Genomic DNA, 23,246 nt, shown 5'->3' on the forward strand with positions numbered 1-23,246 from the left:
AAGATGGGGCCGTTGCGTCAGTCCAGATTCATGTAGATCGCCTTGGGATACAGGAAGCTGTCGACATGCTCCCGCGATCCCTTCCAGCCGTAGCCGCTCATCTTGTATCCGCCGAAGCCGACGGCCGGATCGAGAACGCCGTAGCAATTGACCCAGACGGTGCCCGCATCAATCGCGTCCGACACCTTGTGGGCGGTGGACAGATCGCGGGTCCACACGCCGCCGGCGAGGCCGAAGCTGGTGTCATTGGCCAGGCGGATCGCCTCCTCCATGTCATCGAAGGGAATGATCGATGCCACCGGGCCGAATATCTCCTCGCGCGCGATTGTCATGTCGTTCGATACGCCGGCGAAGATAGTAGGCTCGACGAAGAAGCCAGATGCCAGCTCGCCACCGAGCCGCGTGCCGCCGCTTGCTAATCGCGCGCCCTCGCGGCCCCCGATCTCCACATAGTTCATCACTCGATCGAGCTGTCGTTGCGAAATCAACGGCCCGAGCTGCGTATCGGGAGCCAGGCCGTTGCCGACACGAATGGTCCTGGTGAAATCCCGCATCCGTGCGACGAATTCCTCATGGATCGGTCGCTGGACGAAAATCCGGGTGCCGGCGACGCAGACCTGTCCGCTATTGGTGTAGACGCCCATCGCGGCGCCGGGCACGGCCTTGTCGAGGTCCGCGTCGGCAAAGACGATATCGGGAGACTTCCCGCCGAGTTCGAGCTGGACCCGCTTGATGTTGCCGGCCGACGCCCGAATGATGCTCTGGGCCGTGACATAGGACCCGGTGAAGGCGACGCGGTCGACGTCCATATGCTCGGCGAGCGCCTGCCCTGCATCGCGGCCGTAACCGGTGACGACGTTGATAACGCCCTCTGGTACACCAGCTTCAAGCAGAAGTTCCGCCGTGCGCAGGACGGAGAGCGAGGCGTCCTCGGCCGGCTTGATCACGGCGGTGCAGCCGGTTGCGAGGGTTGGCCCGAAAATCCACCACTGACCCATGAGCGGCCCGTTCCACGGGATGATTCCGCCGACGACGCCTACTGGCGCCTTGCGCTTTAGCGTCATGAAATTCCCAGGCAGGGAATTGGGTGCGGCCTCGGTGGTCGCGGCGTCGGTGTGCGACGCATAGAATTGGATGACTTGCGACGTCCATTCCCTGAACGCGCGCGTGCGAGCGAGCGGGGCGCCCATATCGAGCGTCTCGATCAGCGCCAGCTCATCAAAATTATCGAGGAGGACATCATGCACCTTGAGTATCAGCTTGCGTCGCTGGTGCGGCGTCCAGCGGCTCCATTCGCCCTCGAACGCGTGTCGCGCCGCCGCGACCGCGCGGTCGACGTCGCCGGTTCCGCCCCGGGCGATCTGGCACATGACGTCGCCGGTCGCGGGGTTGATCGCGTCAATCCGCTCGCCGGATTGTGCCTCAATCCATTCACCGCCGATCAGGAGTTTTTTTGCTCCATTCATAAATGCCGGCATGTTCATGTCGTGACTTTCACTCAAAAGATGGCCGCCGCAGACTGCTTTCCCGGTCGGCGATCGTATCATCACGGTGAAGAAGACTTCCGCACACTCGTCGCGATCGGCGACTATGTCAGGCTTTCCTCTCAACTGTGATTGATCCCAGAGCTAGGTTGCCGCGGCGCGACTGTCTGCCCCCATCGGAAGGGACAACGCCCTTCCGGACCAATTCTGCGGGGGTGGGGAGGGGATTTACATCTCGTCTGTCCCTACGGGCGGGGACGTTCGCCTGGCCGGTATCGGCCGTATCATACCGCATTGGTCCACGATGTATTTGCCCGCGCATTGCGATGTTCGCGAAAATTCGGGGCCACGAAATCGGGGGAGAGGAAATGGGTAATATTTCGCTGGGCGTCGTGGGAATGGTGATCGGCTCGCTTGTATTTCAACTCGTCGGAATATTCCTGCTGCCGATGACCAGAGGGTTTACCGATCCTCTGCCTACTTTGGGATCCGCTCTTGGTTTCCTGATCGGAATCGGTTTCCTCGCCAGGTTGAGCACATCGGGTATGAACATCAGCATCCTGATCCCGCTGATTTCTGCGCTCAATCCGCTCGGCGCCTTAGTGATCGGCGTGCTTGTCTATGGAGACAGCGCGCCATTTGCGAAGATCGCGATGCTGGTCACCGCATGTGTTCTCATCGGTGTGGCTGGCATCGTGTAGTGCCGGTGTAGGTCCTCCCACCACGGAATGAACGCACGGCATAGGGAATCCCCTATGCCGTGCGGGCGGGCAGGCAGATGAACTCGACCCTGACACCAGGAGAAAATTTTACTTTGGCAGGGGAATATATGCCTCCACGCGGCCATCGGCTTTCTTGATAAGCCACTTTCCGTTGATACGGACATAATCTTCAATGATTCGTTCGAAACCCATGCCGGACTGGCCGCCGATCTCGCCGTAGCCCTGAATGAACCATAAGGCGCGCGCGCGGTTTGCCGTGACGAACACGAATTGCGGCATGGTGCAGATATGGATGGAATGCCCCGTGAGGTAGCGCTTCAACCAAGCCATATAATCCGTCACGCCACTCACTTCGATCGGCGGGCGCACGTTGGGGCCATCCGGCCCGTCGGTCTGCGCGAAATACATCTCGAAATCGTCGCTGATGGTGGTCCGCAGCAAGTTCCAGTCATGGCTGTCGAGTGAACGACAGAAGGTCTGGCGAAGGTTTTTCATCTCCTCCATCGCGAGCAAGCGATCGAGCCCGGCAATCTCCGGCCCCGGCGCGGCCATCGGCATGCTTTTGCCAACGCTCCCCGGACCCTCCGCCGCCATTACGGGGCCGGTAGCGATCAGCGCGAGCACGCCAGTCATTCCCCACCGCGCTACTTTTGAAGCTATCATTTATCCTCTCCATTGTCGGTAGAACGTTTATGATTACCGGTAGTGGTTCAATCCTTCGCGAGCGGCGCGAGATATTCCTCCTCCGTAACCTTCTCCATCCAGGTCACGGGAGAGCCGCTGACGGATTCCTGGATGGCGATGTGGGTCATGCCTTCGTCCGGAGTAGCGCCGTGCCAGTGCCTGTGCTCGGCCGGGCACCAAAGTATGTCGCCGGCGTGGAATTCCAGTTTTCGCCCGCCTTCGATCCGGGTCCAGCCTGTTCCTTCGGTTACGATCAATGTCTGGCCCGTCGGATGCGTGTGCCAGGCGGTGCGCGCGCCGGGTTCGAAATGGACGAGGGCGCCGCTGACCCGCGATGGTTCGGGGCGCTGAAACTGCCCGGTGATCGTGACCCTTCCCGTGAAATACTCCGACGGCCCATCGACGGTCTTGAGTTCAGTCTTGCGCATGATGTTCATGTCGTCATTCCCTCCTGAACCGAGACAACCCTGGCCGTCAGAAATTGTACGCCAGGGATGCGCCAACCACGCGGGGCGGGGCGTAGAGCGCGTATGTTCCGAATGGTCCGCCCTGATACTGCAGGTAGCGATGGTTGTCGGTGAGATTGGTGACGAACACTTCCGCCTTCCAATGCCCGCGGACTGGAACAAATGAAGCATTCAGGCCGAATTCCACATAAGCCGGATTGCGGAATTGTTCGTTCATGATGTTGTAGAGACTGCTGGCAAAGGTCATGTTGCCGGTGAATTGCAGCTTCCCGATGCCGACATCGAGATCGTAGGTGGTCGAAGCGTTCCCGGACCATTTCGGGGAACGCGGCACCACCGTTCCCGTTGCATCCTGCGGGACCGGAACCCATTGGCCGGTTCCATCCGGGAAACCTGGCGCGATCTGCTTGATCTGCTTGTTGCCGTCCTTGAAGTCGGTGAATTTTGCATTGAGATAGGCGCCGGCAAGACTGATCCGCCAATTATGCGTGGGACGGATCGTGGTTTCGGCCTCGAAGCCATAGCTCCGTTCCCCCGGCGCGTTGATCGTCGTGCCGAGGCCGGTGCTGAAATCATAGGTTGTGACCTGAAAGTCGACATATTTATAGTAGAAGGCCGCTGCGGTGAAGTCGAGCAATGGCGACGCATGCTTGAACCCGGCTTCAAAGGCGTCGACATGCTCCGGTTTCACGAGAACAGGGGGATAGCCCGCGTAAGCGCCCGGTTTGAAACCGCGATTGTATGACGCATAGATATTGTCGCCTGAATCGATCTGGTAGCGGATGATGGCGCGAGGCGTGAACGCATTCCAGCGGTGATGATCTTCCGTCGCCGGCGGAACACCGCCCGCTTCGACCGAGATATCCTTGCTCTCGAGACTGTAACGGCCGCCAAGCGTGAGGAAGAGGCCGTTCACCGGCTGATAAGTCGCATCGACGAACAGGCCGAGCGCTTCGCTCTTGATGGTGTTAGAATCAATGACGACCTTCGTGCCGAAAGTGGTAATATAGGTATATGGTGTGTCCGCGATGCTATTATAATAATTCGCGCCAGCAACAAGGTCTATTTCTCCGGATTTATGTGAGATGGTTATTTCATCGGAGAAGGTTTTGAATTTCAGATACTGCGCAACGGTCAGGATCGGTGCGCTGGATTGATCGGCATCGACAATGAAAAGATTTGAATCCTTGCGATAGCTGGCGACATTCTGGATCGACGTCGTCGCCGATAGTTGGTAATTTGCGATCGCTGAAAAGGCGTCGGCCGTGGTCAGATTGGTCGGTGGGCCGTCGGCGGCGTAACGGGGAAAACCGCTTCCCGCCACCGCACCGGGAATGCCGGCCAGGACCGCATAATTGTATCCATCCGGATTACTCGCGGTGACGGCCGTAGTATCAAATATGTAACTGTGTTCGTAGATCAGCCTGAGCTTGAAATTGTCATTGTTGGTAATCAGAATGCTCGGCCGGATGTTGAAAATTTTCGCGCGCGTGTCGAGGCGGTTGAAATCGGCGACATTTTGCATATAGCCAGGCGTTTCGCGATAATATCCGCTGACACTTACCGCGATATTGGATGAAATCGGGCCGGACACATATCCTTCCAGTCGTCCGTCGCTATAACTTGCATACGTGCCCTTGACGCTGCCGGTCCAGTGGAACGAAGGCTCGGCGGTGGTCACGAGGATAGCGCCGCCGGTGGTGTTACGTCCGAACAGCGTGCCTTGCGGCCCCTTCAATACCTGCACGCTACTGACGTTCGCCAGATTGAATCCCATGCCCGCGCCATTGGGAAGATAGACCCCATCGAGATACACGGCCACGCTGGCATCCACGCCGCCGCCCTGCACTAGTGTACCGATGCCGCGTAGAGTTGGTTCGAATTGCGGGGCTTGTCCCTCGAAGCGCAGGCTGGTGACCGATTGACCGAGATCGTTCAGCGAACTGATATGCTTGGTTTGCAGTTCTTCCTGACTGATCGAATTGACCGAGACGGGAACGTCGGCGAGCCGCTCGGCGCGGCGCTGCGCGGTGACGACGATATCCCTGATATCCCTGGCGTCTCTGGTTTCGGCGTTGTCCGACGCGGCCTGCTCGGCACCCGGAGACGAATTTCCCACGGTTTCAGCCTGCGCGCAAAGCGGCATACACGTCAACAAGGTGCCACATAGCAGATTAAATTTCTTCATCTCCCTCTCCATATTTCGTTGTCTATGTTCGATTGAATGATATTGTGGAATAATTATAATTATTTACGGAAATAACTGCTCGAGCTATCCGGTCGTCGGTCCGGACACCTGCTGTATCACGTGTGGTCTCTAATTATAGATAATGTATAAAATGGGCGTTTGTCTGCCCCCACGACTGGGGACAGGGATTGCGCTTTCGCCGCGGCGTGCAATGTGGGCGCCCGGGCCGGGCAGGAGCGATCAAAAAGGGGGATCCGGCGATCCCCCTTTGTCGTTCTTCTCCCTCGCGGGATGTTCTGTTGTGGTGGCGTTGAGCGACGCAGTCGGTTCGGGGCGCTAGGGGCCAGTTTCGCGGCTGTCGCTTACAAGAAGCGGTTTGAACTGCCCATGGCCGCTCCGGTTTTTCCCTATCCGAGATTCGGCTCCCCTTCGAGGATGATGGTCTTGGTCTCCAGGAACGGGAGCAATCCCTCGGTGCCGCCTTCGCGCCCGATGCCCGATTGTTTGAAGCCGCCAAAGGCGATCGAGAAATCGGTGCGAAACCAATTGTGCCCGACGGTTCCCGCCTGAAGTTGCCGCGCAACATGATAGGCGCGAGTCGGGTCGTTGGTAAATACGGAGGAATTCAACCCGAACAGCGTGTCGTTTGCGATTTCCACCGCATGGGCCTCGTTGTCGGCTGGAATAATGCTGACGACCGGGCCGAAAATCTCCTCGCGCGCGATGGTCATGCTGTTGTCGACATTGGTGAAAACGGTCGGCTCGATGAAATAGCCGCGATTGAGGTGCGCCGGACGACCACCGCCGGTGGCGATCTTCGCGCCCTCCTCGCGTCCTTTCGCGATATATCCTTCGACACGATCGCGCTGGCGCGCCATCGCGAGCGGCCCCATGCCGATCGCGGTGTCGGACGGGTCGCCGACGGAAATCGCCTTGAATGCCGCCGCCATCGCCTCCGCAAAAGCATCGTGACGGTGCTTCGAGATGACGAGGCGGGTGAGCGATGAACAGACCTGTCCGCTCAGAACAGGCGCATAGGTCGCGATATGGGCGGCGGCTTCCTCGACATCATAATCATCGAGAATGACCGCCGCGGACTTGCCGCCGAGTTCGAGCGTGCAGCGGGCGATGCGCTCGCCGCAGATTGAGGCGATCTTCTTGCCTGCCGCGCTTGAGCCGGTGAAGGTGATCTTGTCGATCCCCGGATTGCGCACCAGCAATTCGGACACCTCGCGATCGGCTGTGACCACATTGAGCACGCCGGCGGGCAGGCCGATCGCCTTGGCGATCTCCCCGAACAGCAGGAGCGCGCCAGGAGACTCGGGTGATGCCTTCAGGACGACGGTGCATCCCGCGAGCATGGCGGGCGCGATCTTCCAGGCAGCGAGGAACGGGGCGCCGTTCCACGGTACGATCGCGCCGACCACGCCGACCGGCTCGCGAACGAGGAAACTCGCCACCGCGCCGGGTGAATGCAGCGCTTCATGGCGCTCTACCCACTGGAATTTCTCGGCAAGACCCGCATAATATTCGAATACCCACGGAACGCCCGCGAGGAAGCCGTCTGCCACGCCGCGCGTCGCGCCGATTTCCGATGTCCAGACCTGGCTGAATTCGGCCAGTCGCCTCTGAAGCTCGGCGCCGAATGCCAGCAGGTATTTCGCACGCTCGGCATGGGAGAGGCGCGGCCACGGCCCCTTGTCGAACGCCAGGCGAGCTGCCGCGACGGCGCGATCGATATCCGCCGCCTGCGCCTCGGCGACGCTGATGAACAACTCCTCGGTGGCGGGATTGATGACGTCGATCTTGGCGCCGCTCGACGGTGCGACCCAATCGCCGCCGATGAAGAATTGGTCGGGCCGCTCAAGGATGCCGGGGGCGTCGGTCATCGATACTCTCCTCAATGTGATATCGTGCTGCGACGGAGGCGGATCTCCAGACGGGGCCGAGCAATTTCGGAGCTGGCCCGGGAAGGACAATCGACCTGTCGCGACCATTTACCCTAACATCCGTCATCGGCTCGCGCAGTCCCCATGAGTGGGGGCATCGTGTCGACGGGAAACCGCTAATCCTACGCGTCAGCCAGGAATCTTGCAGGAGGATATCCGATATGACCGAGCGGGATGACGAGCGTCTGATGCGCGGGTGGTCGACGGCGATGAGCGGCAATTTTTCGGTCCTGAACGATATTTGCGCGCCGGAATGTGAGATATGGCACAGTTCGGACAACAGGTGGATACTTCAACGCGATGCGATGGATGCTTTCATCGCCGCGCATGACGCGGGGCGGATTCCCCCTTTTGAAGAGGTTCGCATCATGCCGACCGCGAAAGGCTTTCTCTGCCAGGCGTCGATGACGATGCAGCCGATCGGCAGGATTCACCTTATCCAGCTGCTTGCCACGGAAGGCGGGCGCATCGTGCGCGTGGAAGAATATATCTCCCCCGAAATGGATCTCGCCACGCCACTGGCGGCCTGATCCACCGGCTTGGCGGTGGATCAGGTGCGATCCGCCCCGGCCTGGGCCACCCGGGGCACTCGCGCGGTGATTCCCGGCCGGAAGCGGGCGCCGCGCCGGGGAAATCGGGCCTGCGAGGCGGTCGGGGACAGGCGGCACCGGAAATCAGTCCCGGATTCTCCCGGCGGCGAAGATCTCAATATGTTGCGACGCCAACCGTGTCGATCTTCTGGATCAACCATTTGCCGCCGATCTTCACATAATCCTCCTCCAGTTCCTCGAACACTACGCCGGTCTTTCCCTTGAGGCGCTCCCTGAGCGCGGCATCGGCCTTCGACAGGTCTCCGTAGCCATCAATCCACCATTTCGCATGCGCATGGGTGGGGCCGTCGAATGCGATATCGGGCATCATCACCAGGTGGATGGTACGCATCTTCTCGCCCAGAAGATTCTGCGTGAATTTCACCACATTCTCGCGCCCCTGCATATCCGCCAGAGTCTGGGCCTTGTCGCTGTCGATCTTGCTGCTCAACCGCATCGAGACGTCATCGGTCAGAACGGCGTTCAGCGCAGCCCAGTCGCGATTGTCGATCGCGCGACAAAAACGGATGCGCGCAAGCTTGATATCCTCTATCGCGGCCAATCGCTCAACCGTTGCCCGCAAGGATTCGGGGACATTCGCACCCTGCGACTCAGCCGACGCGGCGATCGGCAACAATAGCGCCAAGCCAGAAGCCGATCTTATCAGCCACCCCATGATATTCACCATTTTTCTTACCCTCTCCAACAAACAATTAATTGCGTGCTCGCGATGCCGACAGCACGAATTTCAATATTCCTGGCTGGTGGGCCGAAAGATTATCTCGTTGATATCCACGTCTTCCGGCTGGCTCATCGCGAACGTCACCATCGCGGCGAAGGAATCGGCGGAGATTGCGCGGGAATATACGGCGCGCATTCCTTCGAGCACGACGGGATCAGTGATGGTTTCCGCCAATTCTGTCGCCACCGCGCCGGGAGAGATGATCGTGGTGCGGATATTCCACGGCTTCACTTCCTGCCGCAGCCCCTCGGAGATCGCGCGCACCGCGTGTTTGGTCGCGGCATAGACAACCCCGCCGCCACGCACCTTGTGTCCCGCGATCGAGGCGACATTGATGATATGGCCGCGTTTCCGTTCGATCATGTGCGGTAGCACCGCGGCGATGCCATAAAGCACCCCCTTGATGTTGACGTCGATCATCCGGTCCCAGTCGTCGACTTTCAGAAGTTCGAGCCGGGAGCTTGGCATCAACCCGGCATTATTGAGCATGACGTCGACACGGCCATAGATGGCGATTGCCCGGTCGACGAGCGCCTGCACCTGTTCCCGCCGGGTCACATCGGTGGATATGGCAAGCGCGCTGGCGCCACTCGCGGACAGTTCGCGGGCAAGAGCATCAATGCGCTCGAACCGGCGCGCGCCCAGCACCACGGTTGCGCCTTGCGCGCAAAGACGACGCGCCGCAGCTTCCCCCAGGCCGCTGCTTGCCCCGGTGATGACGACGACCTTGCTCTCGATATCGTTCATGGAAATCTCTCAGACGTTTTGGGTTTCGCGCGAGGACCCTAGAATCCGACATGCGCTTCGATCCGCGCATCGACCTTGCTGATCCGCCACTTGCCGTCGACGTGGACATAGTCTTCGACGAGCCGCTCGTAGCCGAGGCCCGATCGCCCCGCGATATTGCCGTAGCCGTTGATGAACCAAAGGGCCTGCGCATGGTTGGCGGTGACGCTGACGAATTGCGGCATGGTGCAGATGTGGATGGATTGCCCAGTCAGCACAGTCTTGACGAAGTCGACATATGCATCGCCCCCTTTGGTTCGGATCGGCGGACGAACATCAGGGCCGCCTGGTCCGTCGGTCTCCGCGAAATATTGCTCGAAATCGTCGGTAATTACCGACCTGAGCGCTATCCAGTCGTGACCGTCGAGCGCGCGGCAGAAGGTCATGCGGAGGTTCTTCATCTCCTCCATTGCCAATAACCGCGCCATGCCGGATAGCTCCGCCGGCCGCGCGATGGCCGGCTGGTTCGCGACCCGCCCCATTGCTGCCGAGGCGATCACGGGCGCCAGCATTATGGGGCAGGACAGGAGCGCCTTCATCATTTTGGCCATGGTCGTCCTCCAGGCATCCGCTTCAGAAACAGGATACGATTCCGTCTGCGGCGAGTTCGGCGATTTCGCGCGGCGACAGGCCCAATTCGGCTTCGAGCAACTCGGAAGTGTGTTCGCCGAGCCACGGCGCGCGCCTCTCCGGCCCCTCGGCCATATTGGATAGCTTGATCGGATTGCCGGGCACCAGCGCGGGCTGCGTCACGCCGTCGACGCGATCGACGGAAACGATCATGTCGCGCACCACGATATGGGGGTCAGCGATAACTTCCTGGATCGACTGGCATTTGCCGACCGCGATGCCGGCATTTGCAATGATCGCGCATGCCTCGTCACGTGTAAGGTTGGTTGCCCAGTCTTCCACCGCGGGCCGAATCACATCCTCGATATGTGCACCCCAGCCCGCGCCGTTCTGGAGGCGCTGATCCTCGATCCATTCCGGGCGATCGACAATACGAGCGAGCGCGACGAAATGGGGTTGCCGGGTGCATTGCAGGACGAAATAGCCATCCTTTGCGCGAAAGCCTGCCGTCAGGTTGGCGGGCGTGAGGGTCGACGGTTTGCCGAGCGAGTAGTAATTAATCATCACATCAACCATCGAGACCATCGTGTCGTACATCGCGATGTCGATATGCTGGCCGTCGCCGGTTGCGTCGCGGTGCCGGAGCGCGGCCAGAATGCCGACGGCGGCGAACATTGCTGTCGCCGTATCGCCGAGTGCTCCGGCAACGCCGATCACCGGTGCCTGATCCGGTTTTCTCTTGAAATCATAGAAAGCCGACAGCGCTTCGACGATCGGAGCGAAGGCCGCTTGCCCGAAATAGGGCGAGGCCGGATTCATCCCGAAGCCGGATATAGAGGCATAGATGAGCCGGGGGTTGATCGGTGCCAGGTCGGCATAACCGAGGTTGAGCCGGTCGAGCGTACCGGCACGGAAGTTTTCCGCGAATACGTCAAAACGGCATGCCAGCTTCCGTATGATCTCGCGGCCGGCCTCTGATTTTATATCGACCGCAATCGACCGCTTGTTCATGTTGTTGCGCAGGAAGGTGCTGCCGGTAATGGCTCCTTTCGGGTCTTTCACATGGGGATGCGTCAGGCGGGAAGTATCGCCGCGCTCGGGATGTTCTAGCCGGACGACATCGGCGCCAAGCCGCGCAAGCAACTGCGTCGCGAAGGGGAGCGCCTGCTGCTGCTCGAGCGCGAGGATGCGCACGCCGTCGAGCGGCTTGCCGAAGCGCGCGCGTTCGGGGTGCCTTACTTCCCCGATCTTCATGCCGTGTCGTTTCGGAACTGAAGTTCGCGAGCGGCGCGCCGGGTCGGGATTCTCGTCGACAACATCAGCCCGACAGGCGCGCTGGCGAACGGATAAAGACTCTCGCTCACAATCCCCCCACTGGCTATCCGCGAATTGAAAAGTTCGTCCCGCCAGTGCGCGCGCGGCGATGGCGTCAGTGGAGAGAGACTAATTCGGAATCGCGATCGGGAAATGTCACCGTCGATGGGGACCGATGGCGGGGCGCCCGGTGAATACGAAGGCGGCCCGGGCGATGAAGCGTGGGCGGGGCCACGGTCGCTGTCGCTACGATCGGGCGCGACGTTCCTTCGAGGCTTTTTTACCTTTTGGTTCCGGGGTGGAATCATCGTCCCACAGCCCTTGCCGATCGAGCGTCGCGACCAGGCCTTCGCCGCCCAACACGATATGGCGGAACATCAGTGAGGCGGCAGCCTCCGGGTCGCGCAGCTTGATCGCGTTGAGGATGATCGGATGATATTCCATCGCGTGCATCAACTGCCCCTCGATCGTCGCGTAGAAGCGATTGGGCAGTTGTTTCGTCAGGCTCCCGAGAAGCAGCGCCAGGCGAGGAGAATCCGCCGCCAGATTGATGGCGCGGTGAAAGACATGGCCCAGCCGGTCGATCTGCGGTTTGTCGTCACTGGCGATCGCCGTTTCGTAGGCGCGCTGCTGACCTTCCATTTCCGCGATCTGCTCGTCGGTCATCCGCGTCGTGGCGCGGCGCGCCAGTTCCGCCCCGATCGTCGCCTGCGCCCAGAAAAGATCGAGGAGATCCTGCCGGCTGAAGCCGTTGACCATGAAGCCCCTGCGCGGGATCAGCCGCACATAGGATTCGCTCTGGAGCATCAGCAAGCCCTCGCGCACGGGCGTCATGCTCACATCGAGCGATTTCGCCACGGCGTCGATGCGGAGGAACTGGCCCGATTTGATCTGGCCGGATACGATCTGCTCGCGAAGCTTGGCGGCGACCCAGTTTGACAGCTGGACCCGGCCATTGTCCTCCGCCGGTTGAAGCATGAGCGAGCGTCCCTCATTATTCGCCATGATGGTCAAGCGATCCCGTTTGAAAGCCGTGCGGTGCTTCGATCAAATCCCTCGCGCTGTCCAGCGCGTCTCCCATTTTCGCGCATGGCCCTTCAGATCGTTGTCGCCATGCCGCCGTCGACCGGAATGACCGCGCCGGTGAGATAGGAACCGGCGCGCGACGCGAGATAGAGCGCCGCCGCCGCCATGTCCTGCGGCGTGGTCAATCGCTTGAGCGGGATCGGCGCGACCAGCGCCTCCTCGCCGCGACGCGCGATGTCGGCGGTGAGCATCTTGCTGGGAAACAGGCCGGGGGCGATGATGTTGGCGGTGATCGATCGCGGCGCGAGCTGCCCGGCCAGATGCCGCGTCAGTTGATGAAGCGCCGCCTTGGAGCTGACATAGGCATAGGTTTCGTGCGTCGGGATGCGCAGGGCGTTGATCGATCCCAGGTTGATGATCCGCGCCGGATCCTCTCGCGTCGCTGCGGCATCGAGCATCGGCAGCAATTGCTGGATAAGGAAGAAGCTCGCCTTCACGTTGAGGTCGTAAACCTTGTCCCAGCCGCTTTCGGGATAATTCTCGATCGGGGCCGCCCAAACTGCGCCGGCGTTATTGATCAGCACGTCCAGCCTGTTCTCATGCTCGCCCAGCGCGGCGATCAGCGTCGCGCGGCCATCAGCATTTGCGATATTCGCCGGGAACGCCACGCATCTTCCGTGGGCGGAAAGTGTCTGCTGTGCCTTGGCGCACGCCGTCTCATCGCGTGAGCAGACATAGACGGTGGCGCCGGCGCGCACGAATCCTTCAGCGATCGCAAGCCCGATGCCGCGCGTCCCGCCCGTCACCAGCACCCGCTTCCCCCGCACGCCGAACAGGTCGTCGATATAGCCCATTCTCTCCTCCGACTGATGATTTCGCAAAAACGCACTTGCCACATATTATATATTATGCACAATATTTGAAAAATGGGGCTGTGGCAAGAGGGCTGATTCATGCAACCGATGCGATCGATTCTGTTCGTTCCCGGTCATCGCGAGGGGTGGCCGGCGAAGGCGGTCGCCGCCGGGGCGGACGGCGTGATCCTTGATCTGGAGGATGCGGTGCCAGCCGCGGCGAAAAGCGAAGCGCGCGCGATCGTCGCGACCTCGATCCGCTCGCTGGCGGCGGGACCGCGTCGGGTCGGCGTCTACGTCCGGGTGAACGCACTCGAGACCGGCATGACGGGTGACGATATCGAGCAGGTGGCGATCGAGGGGCTGGACGGCCTTGTGCTGCCCAAATCCTATGGGCCGGACGACGTGGTCCGGCTGGATGCGCTGGTGACCCATTTCGAGCGGCGCAACGGGCTTGCCGCGGGGAGCATCGAGTTCATCCTCTCGCTCGAAACGGCACAAGCCTATGCGAATTGCGAGGCGATGATCGCCGCCAGCCCGCGCGTCGCGACGCTTTTCCCCGGAACGGCGCGCGATGCCGATGTGTCGCGTTCGGTAGGGTTCGAATTCACGCCGGAAGGCATGGAAACGCTCTACTTGCGCAGCCAGGCGCTGCTGGCGACCAGGGCGGCGGGGCTGGAATTTCCGATTGTGGGTATCTGGCAGGATCTCAATGATCCCGAGGGCGCGCGCCGCTTTGCGATCCAGAATCGTCAGCTCGGTTTTCGCGGACAAGTGCTGATCCATCCCTCGCATATCCAGATGGTGAACGAGATATACTCGCCATCGGAACAGGATGTCATCTTCTACTCCGGGATGATCGAAGCGTTCGAGGCGGCGGAGGCTGATGGGCGCGCCGCCATCAACTACGAAGGTCATCACGTCGACTACGCGCATGTGAAAACGGCAAGGGCGGTGCTGGAGATGCACCGCGTGCTGACGACTACATGAAATAGCAAATCATTGAAAGGAAGCTGTTGTGGCTGGTCTCTACTACGAAGAACTGGAACCTGGACTGGTGGTCGATCATTCGCTTCGCCGCACCGTCGCCGAATATGACAATACGCTGTTTTCCGCGCTCACCCATAACACCGCGCCGCTTCACCTCGACGAGGAATATTCCAGGAAGACGATGTGGGGTCAGCGCCTGGTGAACAGCATGTTCACGCTGTCGCTGGTATGCGGGGTGATCGTGGCCGAAACCACCGAAGGCACGACGCTCGGCAATCTTGGTTTCGACGGGGTGAAGTTTCCCAAGCCGGTGTTCTTCGGCGACACGATCCGGGTTCGTACCGAAGTGATCGAGCGCCGCGAGTCCAGCAAATACCCCAATGCCGGCATCGTCACGTTCCTGCATCAGGGGATCAATCAGCGCGATGAAGTCGTCTGCGAATGCAGGCGCGTCGGCATGATGATCAAGAAATCCCACGTCGCCGAAGCGGCGTGACGATGCGCGGTCGTGTCGCGTTTGGTGATGGTGCGGCGGCCGTATGGCGTCCGTCCGCTGCGGACATTGCCCGCAGCCGCCTCGCGCGCGCGATGAAACGCTGGGGCCTGGCCTCGATTGAGGAGATGCACCGCAACTCGGTCGAGCGGCCGGATTGGTTCTGGCGCGCAGCGGCGGAAGAGCTTGGCGTTCCGCTCAGGGGCGAAATCGCCGCCGTGCGCGACGAGACGAAAGGGCGCGCCTTTCCGCGATGGTTTACGGGAGCGACGCTGAACGTCGTCGAGAGCTGCGTCGAGCGCCATGCGGCCGATGCGGCGCAGCGTGATCGCCCGGCAATTATCTACGAAGGCGACAGCGGCCAGCATCGCGGGCTGACCTTTGCCGAGCTGAAACGCGAGGTGGATCTGTTCGCGGGCGCGCTGCAGCGCCTTGGGGTCCGCACGGGCGATCGGATCGCGCTGTTCATGCCGCCTCAGCCCGAGGCGGCGGTCGCCCTGTTCGGGGCAGCGAAGATCGGCGCGATCGTGGTGCCGGCCTTCTCCGGCTATGGCAGCGAGGCGCTGGCGACGCGGCTCGATGCCGCGCAGGTCAGCATCGTCGTCGTGGCGGATGCGACTACGCGACGCGGCAAGCCGGTGCCGATGAAGGAGATCGCCGACGGCGCGGTGGCGCGGTCGCCGTCGGTCCGGCATATGATCGTCCTCACCAATACGGACGCGGCGGTGCCGATGACGCCCGGCCGCGATCACCGCTGGGACGATCTGCGTCGGGGCGAGCCGCATGCAGCGCCGCCGATGGCACTGGACCCCAATCACCCATTGTTCATCATCTACACCTCCGGCACCACGGGCGCGCCGAAGGGAATCGTCCATTCGCATGTTGGCTATCTCCTGAAATCGGCGATTGATTTCGGATTCGCCTTTGATCTTCAGGGCGATGACGTGCTCGGGTGGATCGCGGACATGGGCTGGATGCTCGGACCGCTGATGATCGTCGGTGGTCTGCATCTCGGTTCCTCGCTGGTGATGATCGAGGGGCTGCCCGACTATCCGGGCGCGGAGCGGCTGTGGGAAATCGTCGCGCGCAACCATGTGACGCTTCTCGGCGTCGCGCCAACCGCCGCGCGCGGATTGCGCACGAAGATGGCAGGCGCGAAACCCGCAGCGAACCTGTCGTCATTGCGCGCCTTCGCCTCGACAGGCGAGGCGTGGGACCTGCCGACCTGGCAATGGTTGTTCGAGGATGTGGGGCGGCGGCGCCTGCCGGTCCTCAATTATTCCGGCGGTACGGAAACGGGCGGTGGTATTCTTTCTTGCTACACGATCCTGCCGCAATCGCCAGCATCGTTCTGCGGACCGCTGCCGGGAATGGACGTGGACGTACTCGACGCGGAGGGGCGGCCGACTACCGGAATCGGTGAGTTGGTGCTGCGCAATACCTGGCCGGGCATGGCGCATGGCTTCTGGCGGGCGGATGCACGCTATCTTGAGACTTACTGGAGCCGCTGGCCGGACGTGTGGGTGCACGGCGATCTCGCGAGCGTCGATGCCGACGGCTACTGGCATATCCACGGTCGATCCGACGATACGCTGAAGATCGGTGGCCGGCGCGTCGGCCCGGCGGAGATCGAGTCCGCGCTTGTCGGCCTCGCGGGGGTCGCGGAAGCGGCGGTGATCGGCGTTCCCGATCCGATTCGTGGGCAGCGGGTAGTCGCGTTCGTGTCGCCACGGGGCGATGTCGCGCTCGATCCGGCGGAGCTGCTGGCCGATGTCACCGCGGCGCTCGGCAAGGGCATGGCGCCGTCCGCCATCCATGTCGTCGGCGGTCTGCCCAAGACACGCAACGGGAAGATCATGCGCCGCGCGATCCGCGCACGCCATCTCGGGGAGCGGGCGGGCGATCTGTCGGCGCTCGATCCGGCGATTCCGCTGGATGAGATCCCCGCGATGCTCCCGATCATCGAGATTAACTGACAAACCGGAGAGGACAAATGTTCCAGAGAACCGTTACGTTGACGCCCGAACAGGAACTTATCCGCACCAGCGCGAGGCGACTGGCGGATCGTTTTGACGACAATTACTGGCTCGATCACGACACCCACCATCGCTATCCGGTCGATTTCGTGAGGGCCTTCGCCGACGATGGCTGGCTGGGCGTCACCATGCCGGAGGAATATGGCGGCATGGGTCTCGGCCTCACCGAGGCGGGGATCATCCTGCACGAGATCGGTCATTCCGGCGGCGGTGCCAGCGGTGCTTCCGCATTCCATTATTACGTATTCCCGCCGGGGCCGATCATCCAGCACGGCTCCGAGGAGATGAAACGCAGATACCTGCCGCTGCTGGCCAGGGGCGAGATGAAGATGTGCTTCGCCGTGACCGAGCCGGATTGCGGCGTCGACACCTCGCGTATCAAGACTTTCGCGAAGAAGGAAGGCGGCCGCTGGCTTATCAACGGGCGAAAGGTGTGGATATCCAATGCGCAGAATGCCGACCGGATCCTGATCCTCACCCGGACCAGCCCGCGCGACGACAGGCGCCCTTACGACGGCATGACCCTGTTCTTCTGTGAACTCGATCGCATCCGGGTGGGCATCACGCCGATCGACAAGCTGGCCCGCAACTGCATCGATTCCAACGAGCTGTTGATCGAGAATCTGGAGGCTGGCGACGAGGACCTGGTGGGCGAGGTTGGGCAAGGCTTCAAATGCCTGCTTCACGGCTTGAACCCCGAGCGGATCGCGGTGTCGTTCGCGCAGACTGGCACAGGTCGGGCGGCGCTCGACAAGGCGGTGCGCTATGCCAATGATCGCGTGGTGTTCGATCGCCCGATCGGCAAGAATCAGGCGGTGGCCCATCCGCTCGCGGATAGCTGGATCAGGCTCGCTTCCGCCGAGATGATGGCGATGCGCGCAGCGCAATTGTTCGATGCCGGCCAGCCGTGCGGCGCGGAGGCGAATGCGGCGAAGTTCCTCGCTACCGAAGCCGCCTTCCAGGCATGCGATCGCGCAATGCAGGTCCACGGCGGCTATTGTTATGCCAAGGAATATCACATCGAGCGCTATTGGCGCGAAACCCGCCTGCTCAAGATTGCACCAGTGAGCCAGGAGATGGTCCTGAACTTCATTTCCGACAAGATACTCGATCTGCCCAAATCCTATTGAGCGCGGATGAGGCGGTGAATTCTATTGGCCGCGCGCCAGCACGCGCGGCGATGTGGAGCGAGAAAGAACGATGACGGATATTGCGCGATATGCGGGTTTCAGGATGCGTTTCGAGCGACCGGAACCAGGCATTCTGGAAATGATTTTCGACGGCCCTAATCTGAACGCGGTGGATGCCGACATCCACGCCCAGTTGCCGAAAGTCTGGTCCGTCATCGAGGAGGATGACGAGGCGCGCGTGGTGCTGGTGCGTGGCGAGGGACGCGCGTTTTCCGCCGGCGGTAGTTTCGATCTGATCGACGATCAGATCGCCGACCATGCCGTGCGCATGCGCGTGCTGCGGGAAACGCGAGACCTCGTCTATAATCTTATCAACTTCTCCAAGCCGGTGATTTCGGCGATCCATGGCCCGGCGGTCGGCGCGGGGCTGATCGTGGCAATCCTTTCGGACATCCAGGTCGCCGCGCGATCGGCGGTCATCCTCGATGGTCATACCCGGCTGGGCGTCACGGCCGGGGATCACGCCGCAATGGTATGGCCGCTGCTCTGCGGCATGTCGAAGGCAAAATATTATCTCCTGACCTGTGACCGTATGAGCGGGGAGGAAGCGGAGCGTATCGGCATCGTGTCGCTGTGCGCGGATGACGACAAGTTATTGGAAACGGCGCGCGGCGTGGCCCGAAAACTGGCCAATGGCGCGCAGGAAGCGCAGCGGCTGACCAAGCATTCGCTCAATAACTGGTTCCGCCAGAACATCTCGATCTTCGAAGCGTCGCTGGGGTATGAGTTCCTAGGTTTCGGCGGCCCGGAAGTGGCGGAGGGCGTGGCTTCGCATCGTGAAAAGCGTCCGCCGCGTTTCGTGTGACACGCATGATTGGCGATGCCGCAAGCGTGGCTGCAGCGATGATCGCCGCGCTTGACGCGGCGCTGGCGCGGGTGGTTCGCGGGGTTGCGGAGGCTTGCGCGCGGGAGGGGCGGCTCGACGCAGCGGCGCTCGATGCGCATCAGGCGGTCACCTACGATCTCGCGCTGAGCTATGCCGACCTGCTCGCCGCGCGCGAGGCGATGGCGGAGGGACGCTCCACGCTCGATGCGTCGCTCGGCCGCGCCTTCGCCGCCGAGGTGGCGCCGGCGGTGCTGACGCGGCTGGAGGGCATCTATCTCGCGACGGGTCTGTCGCCCGAGCCGTTAGACGCGCTCGCCGCGCCGGTGCGGGCGCTGCGCCGCGAGGCGGGCGGGGCGGAGGCGCTCGCCGCGCTGGGCCGCGCGGTGTCGGAGGCGGCCGGCGAACTGGGCGACGTGCCGCTCGACGAGCATAGTTTGATCGCGCGCGACGCCTTCCGCCGCTTCGCCGCCGATGTGGTCGCGCCGCTGGCGGAGGAAATCCACCGCCGCGACCTCACCGTGCCGGAGACGTTGCTGGAGCCGATGCGCGAGATGGGGGTGTTCGGCCTGTCGATCCCCGAGCGCTTCGGCGGCTCCGCGCCGGACGCGGGCGAGAATACCCCGATGATGATCGCGGTGACCGAGGCACTGTCCGAAGCCTCGCTGGCGGCGGCGGGGAGTCTCATCACCCGGCCGGAGATCCTCACCCGCGCGCTGATGGCCGGCGGCACCGAGGGGCAGAAGGCGCATTGGCTGCCGCGCATCGCGGTGGGCGATCCCTTGTGCGCGATCGCGATCACCGAGCCGGATCACGGCTCCGACGTCGCCGGGCTGACGCTGCGCGGCACGCGGACGGAAGGCGGCTGGCTGGTCAACGGCGCCAAGACGTGGTGCACCTTCGCCGGCAAGGCGGGGCTGCTGATGGTCGTCACCCGCACCGATCCCGATCGCTCGCTCGGCCATCGTGGTCTCAGCCTGCTGCTGGTCGAGAAGCCCTCGTTCGAGGGGCATGAGTTCACCTTCGCCCAGCCGGGTGGCGGCACGCTGCGCGGGCGGGCGATCCCGACCGTTGGCTATCGCGGGATGCATTCGTTCGATCTGGCGTTCGAGGATTTCTTCGTGCCGGACGCCAATGTCGTCGGCGGCGAAGCGGGGCTGGGACGCGGCTTCTACCTGACGATGGCCGGGATGACCGGCGGGCGCATCCAGACGGCGGGCCGGGCGCTGGGCGTGATGCGCGCGGCGCTGAAGGCCGCGATCGCCTATGCCGGGGACCGCAAGGTGTTTGGCGCGCCGCTCGGCGATTACCAGCTCACGCAGGTGAAGATCGCGCAGATGGCGGCGCGCTTCGCCGCCTGTCGCGGGCTGGCCTATGCCGTGGGCCGCGCGCTGGACGAAGGCGGCGGGCGGATGGAGGCGAGCCTCGCCAAGCTGATCGCCTGCCGCTCGGCCGAGATGGTGACGCGCGAGGCACTCCAGATCCACGGCGGCATGGGCTATGCCGAGGAAAGCGCGGTGAGCCGCTACTGGATCGACGCGCGCGTGCTGTCGATCTTCGAGGGCGCGGAGGAGACACTGGCGCTCAAGGTGATCGGACGCGGCCTGCTGGAGCAGGCGCTGACGGGGAACGCCTGAACGCACCGTCAGATCACGCGGATACGCGCCAATTCGTCCATCTCCGCGGACGTGAATCCCGCGTCCGCCAATATTTCTCGCGTGTGAGCACCGAGCGTCGGTGGTGGGTTCATCTCGCTTTCCATACTGCTTAGTTGGAAGGGCGGGCGGAACAGACGCAGGCCCGCCGCGCCCGGATAAACGGTAGGCCGGGTAAAGCCTTCGACCAACTCCAATGCCCCGCCCATTACCTGATCCGGGGTTAGTACCGGGCTGGCGGCGAGACCGGCGCCTTCCAGTATCGCGATCGCCTCGCCGACCGTGCGTTCGGCAGCCCATTCGGTCATCACAGCGCTCAGCACCGCGCCGTTGCGACCGCGCAGCGGATCGGTGGCGAAGCGCGGATCGTCGATCAGATCCGGGCGCTGGACCAGTTCGGCCCAGCGGCGGAACATCTTTGGCCCCTGCACCTGCATGATGAACCAGCCGTCCTTCGCATGGAAAATGTCGGACGGCCCGGCGATCGGCGCCCGATTGCCGGTTGGAACACGGTTGTGCCGGCCGGAGGCGTGCTCGATAAGGATCGGCGCCATTACGTTGAGCGCGGTGCCCACGAGCGAAGTTTCGACATGACTGCCTCTGCCGCTCCTCATCCGTTCGACAATCGCCCCAAGCGTGCCGAAGGCGGAAGAAAGCGCGGTGGAGAAATCGACATAGGCGGTGGCGGATCGGTAGGGTCGTCCAAGCTCTCCGGTCAGGTGAACCGCTCCGCTAACGGCTTGCCCTACCCCATCGAAGCCAACAGCCTCGCGCATCGGCCCCTCCGATCCGAACGCGTTGACGGTCGTGAGGATGATGTCCTCGCGGATGCCGCGGACGGTTTCGTAATCCAGCCCGAAATGCTTGAGCGCGCGGGGCGAAAGATTGGCGATCACCACATCGGCAGTAGCGATCAGCCGCTCCGCCGCGCGTCGTCCTTCCGGTCGGGCCGTATCCAGCGTCAGCGACTTCTTGCCGCGATTGGAATGGAGATAGAGCGCGCCTTCATCTCGTTCTGTCACCGGCATGATATAGCGATCGTCGGCACCGTCGGGCTTTTCCACGCGGATCACTTCCGCGCCGAGGTCCGCAAGGAAGGTGCCGCACAGCGGTCCCGCGATATAGCGCCCGAAATCGAGGACGCGGATGCCGTCGAGGATGGCCATCGCATTCTTCCTTTCTGTCAGCCGAATGCCAGGTGCCGCGTCAATGCGCTGACCGGCGCATCCTGTCTGAGAGCCTGGATCGCATCGAACAACGCCGAGGATTGCCCCGCGCCGATCACCTCGATCGTCAATTCATCGAACTTGGCGCGCGCCTCTTCCGGTGTGAAAGGATTCGCGGGTGTGCCCTTGATCCGGTCCGTGAACAGCGTTTGGCTGGATCCATCGTCATAATGCACCGTTACATCAGCGGCGAAAGTGCGCGGATAACGCTCGACCAACTCATGGGAGACCTCCAGCCGGATCTTCCGTGCCAGCGCGATGACTTCCGAATCCGCGCCGAGATCGAGATTCCCATCGAGAAAGGCGCGATGGGCGCGATAACCGTTGCCCTTGCCGAGCGCGGCGAGCGCCATTTGCGCGGGAAGCGAATATTGCAGTTCCTCGATGTTTCGCGGCCCGTATATGTGGGCGTTGCGCGTCCCCACGATCGCGTCGGTCATCGTCTGGATGCGGGCATCGACCCGCTCGATTTTTCCGCAGCGTGCAAAAACCTGCTCCATCAACTGGATGTAGCCGTGCGTTGCGGCGCAGCAACAATATGCCTTGAAGCGGGCCGCGTCGAACTGAAGCGCCTGGTCGAACGAAAACGTCTCCGCCGCTTCTTCGCCGGTGTCCTGATCTGCGAACATGCGGTAGAAACCTCGATCGCCCGACAACCAGCCGCGCGGCCCGGTGATGCCGGCGAGCGCCATATCGACCGCCTCGACCCCGTTGCGCACCGCGATGCCGGCATGGATGCGCTTGATCGAGCCGCCGGTGGAGGCATATTCGGTTGTGCCGCCGGCGTGGCTCAGCGCGATGGCCAAAGCATGGCTGGTCTGCTCTGCATCCAGCCGACGCAATTTCGCCGCCACCGCCGCCGCGCCGAAATTGGCGAGCACAGAATGCGGCTGCCAGCCACGATTGAGCAATGCAGGGGAACAGAGATAACCGATCCGGACGTATATCTCATAGCCCGCGACCAACGCGACCACCATCTCCTCAAGCGTCGCGCCCGTCTCCTCGCTGACCGCCAGCGCGACCGGGACGACACAGCAGCCGGGATGCGCGTTGCCGTTGAAGTCGTCATATTCGAAGCCGTGGCCATAGGTGGCGTTGATGAACGCGGCGTCGGCGGCGCGGGCGCGAAAGGCTTCGCCAGCGATGGTCGCCGTCCCGGGGCGGGGATCGCGGAACGCACGAGCCTGTCTCGACCAAGGAAGTCGGGATGCGCCGATCTGGATCGCGAGCTGGTCGACCAGAAGCGCCCTGACGCCGGCGCGAGTCCGCTCGTCGAGGTGGCCGGAGTTGAAACCGACGACGAATTCAGCCGCCGCGCGCTCGATCGTCCTGTCTGCGCTGCTCATTCCGTGCCTCTCCATTCGCCGCTCCGGCGGTGTGATTAGGCCGCTGCGGATTTCTTGACAAGATTATACATTATCGATTATTTCGCGATCAAGGAGCGGCGCAGTCGTTGT

At 62.3% G+C, this 23,246-nt stretch carries 21 protein-coding genes; 8 read left to right on the forward strand and 13 right to left on the reverse strand.

The window, feature by feature from the left end:
• Positions 1-17: 17 nt before the first annotated feature.
• The gene (locus tag F9288_RS13895) at positions 18-1,484 is read right to left on the reverse strand and encodes an aldehyde dehydrogenase (RefSeq protein WP_174837332.1); all 1,467 of its coding nucleotides are present in this window, start codon (positions 1,482-1,484) and stop codon (positions 18-20) included.
• Positions 1,485-1,852: 368 nt separating this feature from the next.
• Here F9288_RS13895 and F9288_RS13900 point away from each other — a divergent pair, with 368 nt between their 5' ends.
• Positions 1,853-2,185, forward strand: a complete 333-nt coding sequence (locus tag F9288_RS13900; protein WP_174837333.1) for a hypothetical protein — start codon at positions 1,853-1,855, stop codon at positions 2,183-2,185.
• A 108-nt stretch (positions 2,186-2,293) separates the two neighbouring features.
• Here F9288_RS13900 and F9288_RS13905 read toward each other — a convergent pair whose 3' ends face one another.
• The 4 genes from F9288_RS13905 to F9288_RS13920 all read right to left on the reverse strand — a co-directional run bounded on the left by F9288_RS13905 (position 2,294) and on the right by F9288_RS13920 (position 7,434).
• Positions 2,294-2,839 (reverse strand): nuclear transport factor 2 family protein, encoded by a 546-nt coding sequence (locus F9288_RS13905; protein ID WP_174837334.1) that lies wholly within the window; start codon positions 2,837-2,839, stop codon positions 2,294-2,296.
• 77 nt (positions 2,840-2,916) lie between these two features.
• The gene (locus tag F9288_RS13910) at positions 2,917-3,327 is read right to left on the reverse strand and encodes a cupin domain-containing protein (protein ID WP_174837335.1); all 411 of its coding nucleotides are present in this window, start codon (positions 3,325-3,327) and stop codon (positions 2,917-2,919) included.
• Positions 3,328-3,364: 37 nt separating this feature from the next.
• Positions 3,365-5,545, reverse strand: a complete 2,181-nt coding sequence (locus tag F9288_RS13915; protein ID WP_174837336.1) for a TonB-dependent receptor — start codon at positions 5,543-5,545, stop codon at positions 3,365-3,367.
• Positions 5,546-5,952: 407 nt separating this feature from the next.
• A complete protein-coding gene (locus F9288_RS13920) occupies positions 5,953-7,434 on the reverse strand; it encodes an aldehyde dehydrogenase (RefSeq protein ID WP_174837337.1) in 1,482 nt (493 codons plus the stop codon).
• A gap of 221 nt (positions 7,435-7,655) precedes the next feature.
• Here F9288_RS13920 and F9288_RS13925 point away from each other — a divergent pair, with 221 nt between their 5' ends.
• On the forward strand, positions 7,656-8,024 hold the full coding sequence (locus F9288_RS13925) for a hypothetical protein (RefSeq protein ID WP_174837338.1): 369 nt from the start codon (positions 7,656-7,658) through the stop codon (positions 8,022-8,024).
• A gap of 175 nt (positions 8,025-8,199) precedes the next feature.
• On the opposite strand, the gene F9288_RS13930 is transcribed toward F9288_RS13925, so the two are convergent.
• From F9288_RS13930 to F9288_RS13955, 6 genes are all read right to left on the reverse strand, one after another.
• On the reverse strand, positions 8,200-8,772 hold the full coding sequence (locus F9288_RS13930) for a nuclear transport factor 2 family protein (protein ID WP_174837339.1): 573 nt from the start codon (positions 8,770-8,772) through the stop codon (positions 8,200-8,202).
• Positions 8,773-8,832: 60 nt separating this feature from the next.
• Positions 8,833-9,573 carry an SDR family oxidoreductase gene (locus F9288_RS13935; protein WP_174837340.1) on the reverse strand — a complete coding sequence of 247 codons (741 nt, stop codon included), beginning with the start codon at positions 9,571-9,573 and terminating at the stop codon, positions 8,833-8,835.
• 38 nt (positions 9,574-9,611) lie between these two features.
• Positions 9,612-10,163 (reverse strand): nuclear transport factor 2 family protein, encoded by a 552-nt coding sequence (locus tag F9288_RS13940; protein WP_174837341.1) that lies wholly within the window; start codon positions 10,161-10,163, stop codon positions 9,612-9,614.
• Positions 10,164-10,185: 22 nt separating this feature from the next.
• Positions 10,186-11,436 carry a CaiB/BaiF CoA-transferase family protein gene (locus F9288_RS13945; RefSeq protein WP_174837342.1) on the reverse strand — a complete coding sequence of 417 codons (1,251 nt, stop codon included), beginning with the start codon at positions 11,434-11,436 and terminating at the stop codon, positions 10,186-10,188.
• 306 nt (positions 11,437-11,742) lie between these two features.
• Positions 11,743-12,474, reverse strand: coding sequence for a GntR family transcriptional regulator (locus F9288_RS13950; RefSeq protein WP_174837343.1), 732 nt, complete (start codon positions 12,472-12,474; stop codon positions 11,743-11,745).
• Between the two features lie 119 nt (positions 12,475-12,593).
• On the reverse strand, positions 12,594-13,376 hold the full coding sequence (locus tag F9288_RS13955) for an SDR family oxidoreductase (RefSeq protein WP_174837344.1): 783 nt from the start codon (positions 13,374-13,376) through the stop codon (positions 12,594-12,596).
• 99 nt (positions 13,377-13,475) lie between these two features.
• Between F9288_RS13955 and F9288_RS13960 the strand changes: the two genes are divergently transcribed.
• From F9288_RS13960 to F9288_RS13985, 6 genes are all read left to right on the forward strand, one after another.
• Positions 13,476-14,366 carry a CoA ester lyase gene (locus tag F9288_RS13960; RefSeq protein ID WP_174837345.1) on the forward strand — a complete coding sequence of 297 codons (891 nt, stop codon included), beginning with the start codon at positions 13,476-13,478 and terminating at the stop codon, positions 14,364-14,366.
• A gap of 28 nt (positions 14,367-14,394) precedes the next feature.
• The gene (locus F9288_RS13965; RefSeq protein ID WP_174837346.1) at positions 14,395-14,862 is read left to right on the forward strand and encodes a MaoC family dehydratase; all 468 of its coding nucleotides are present in this window, start codon (positions 14,395-14,397) and stop codon (positions 14,860-14,862) included.
• 92 nt (positions 14,863-14,954) lie between these two features.
• Positions 14,955-16,835, forward strand: coding sequence for an AMP-binding protein (locus tag F9288_RS13970; RefSeq protein ID WP_217482530.1), 1,881 nt, complete (start codon positions 14,955-14,957; stop codon positions 16,833-16,835).
• A 17-nt stretch (positions 16,836-16,852) separates the two neighbouring features.
• Positions 16,853-18,025: an acyl-CoA dehydrogenase family protein gene (locus F9288_RS13975; RefSeq protein WP_174837348.1), complete on the forward strand. Its 1,173-nt coding sequence runs from the start codon at positions 16,853-16,855 to the stop codon at positions 18,023-18,025.
• 70 nt (positions 18,026-18,095) lie between these two features.
• Complete coding sequence (locus F9288_RS13980) at positions 18,096-18,890, forward strand: enoyl-CoA hydratase/isomerase family protein (protein WP_174837349.1); 795 nt, start codon at positions 18,096-18,098, stop codon at positions 18,888-18,890.
• 38 nt (positions 18,891-18,928) lie between these two features.
• A complete protein-coding gene (locus F9288_RS13985; RefSeq protein WP_174837350.1) occupies positions 18,929-20,545 on the forward strand; it encodes an acyl-CoA dehydrogenase family protein in 1,617 nt (538 codons plus the stop codon).
• A gap of 8 nt (positions 20,546-20,553) precedes the next feature.
• Here F9288_RS13985 and F9288_RS13990 read toward each other — a convergent pair whose 3' ends face one another.
• Positions 20,554-21,729 (reverse strand): CaiB/BaiF CoA-transferase family protein, encoded by a 1,176-nt coding sequence (locus tag F9288_RS13990; protein ID WP_174837351.1) that lies wholly within the window; start codon positions 21,727-21,729, stop codon positions 20,554-20,556.
• Positions 21,730-21,746: 17 nt separating this feature from the next.
• The gene (locus F9288_RS13995) at positions 21,747-23,135 is read right to left on the reverse strand and encodes an MmgE/PrpD family protein (protein WP_174837352.1); all 1,389 of its coding nucleotides are present in this window, start codon (positions 23,133-23,135) and stop codon (positions 21,747-21,749) included.
• Positions 23,136-23,246: the final 111 nt, after the last annotated feature.

The organism is Sphingomonas sp. CL5.1 (genome assembly GCF_013344685.1).
In the GTDB taxonomy this organism is placed as follows: Bacteria; Pseudomonadota; Alphaproteobacteria; order Sphingomonadales; family Sphingomonadaceae; genus Sphingomonas.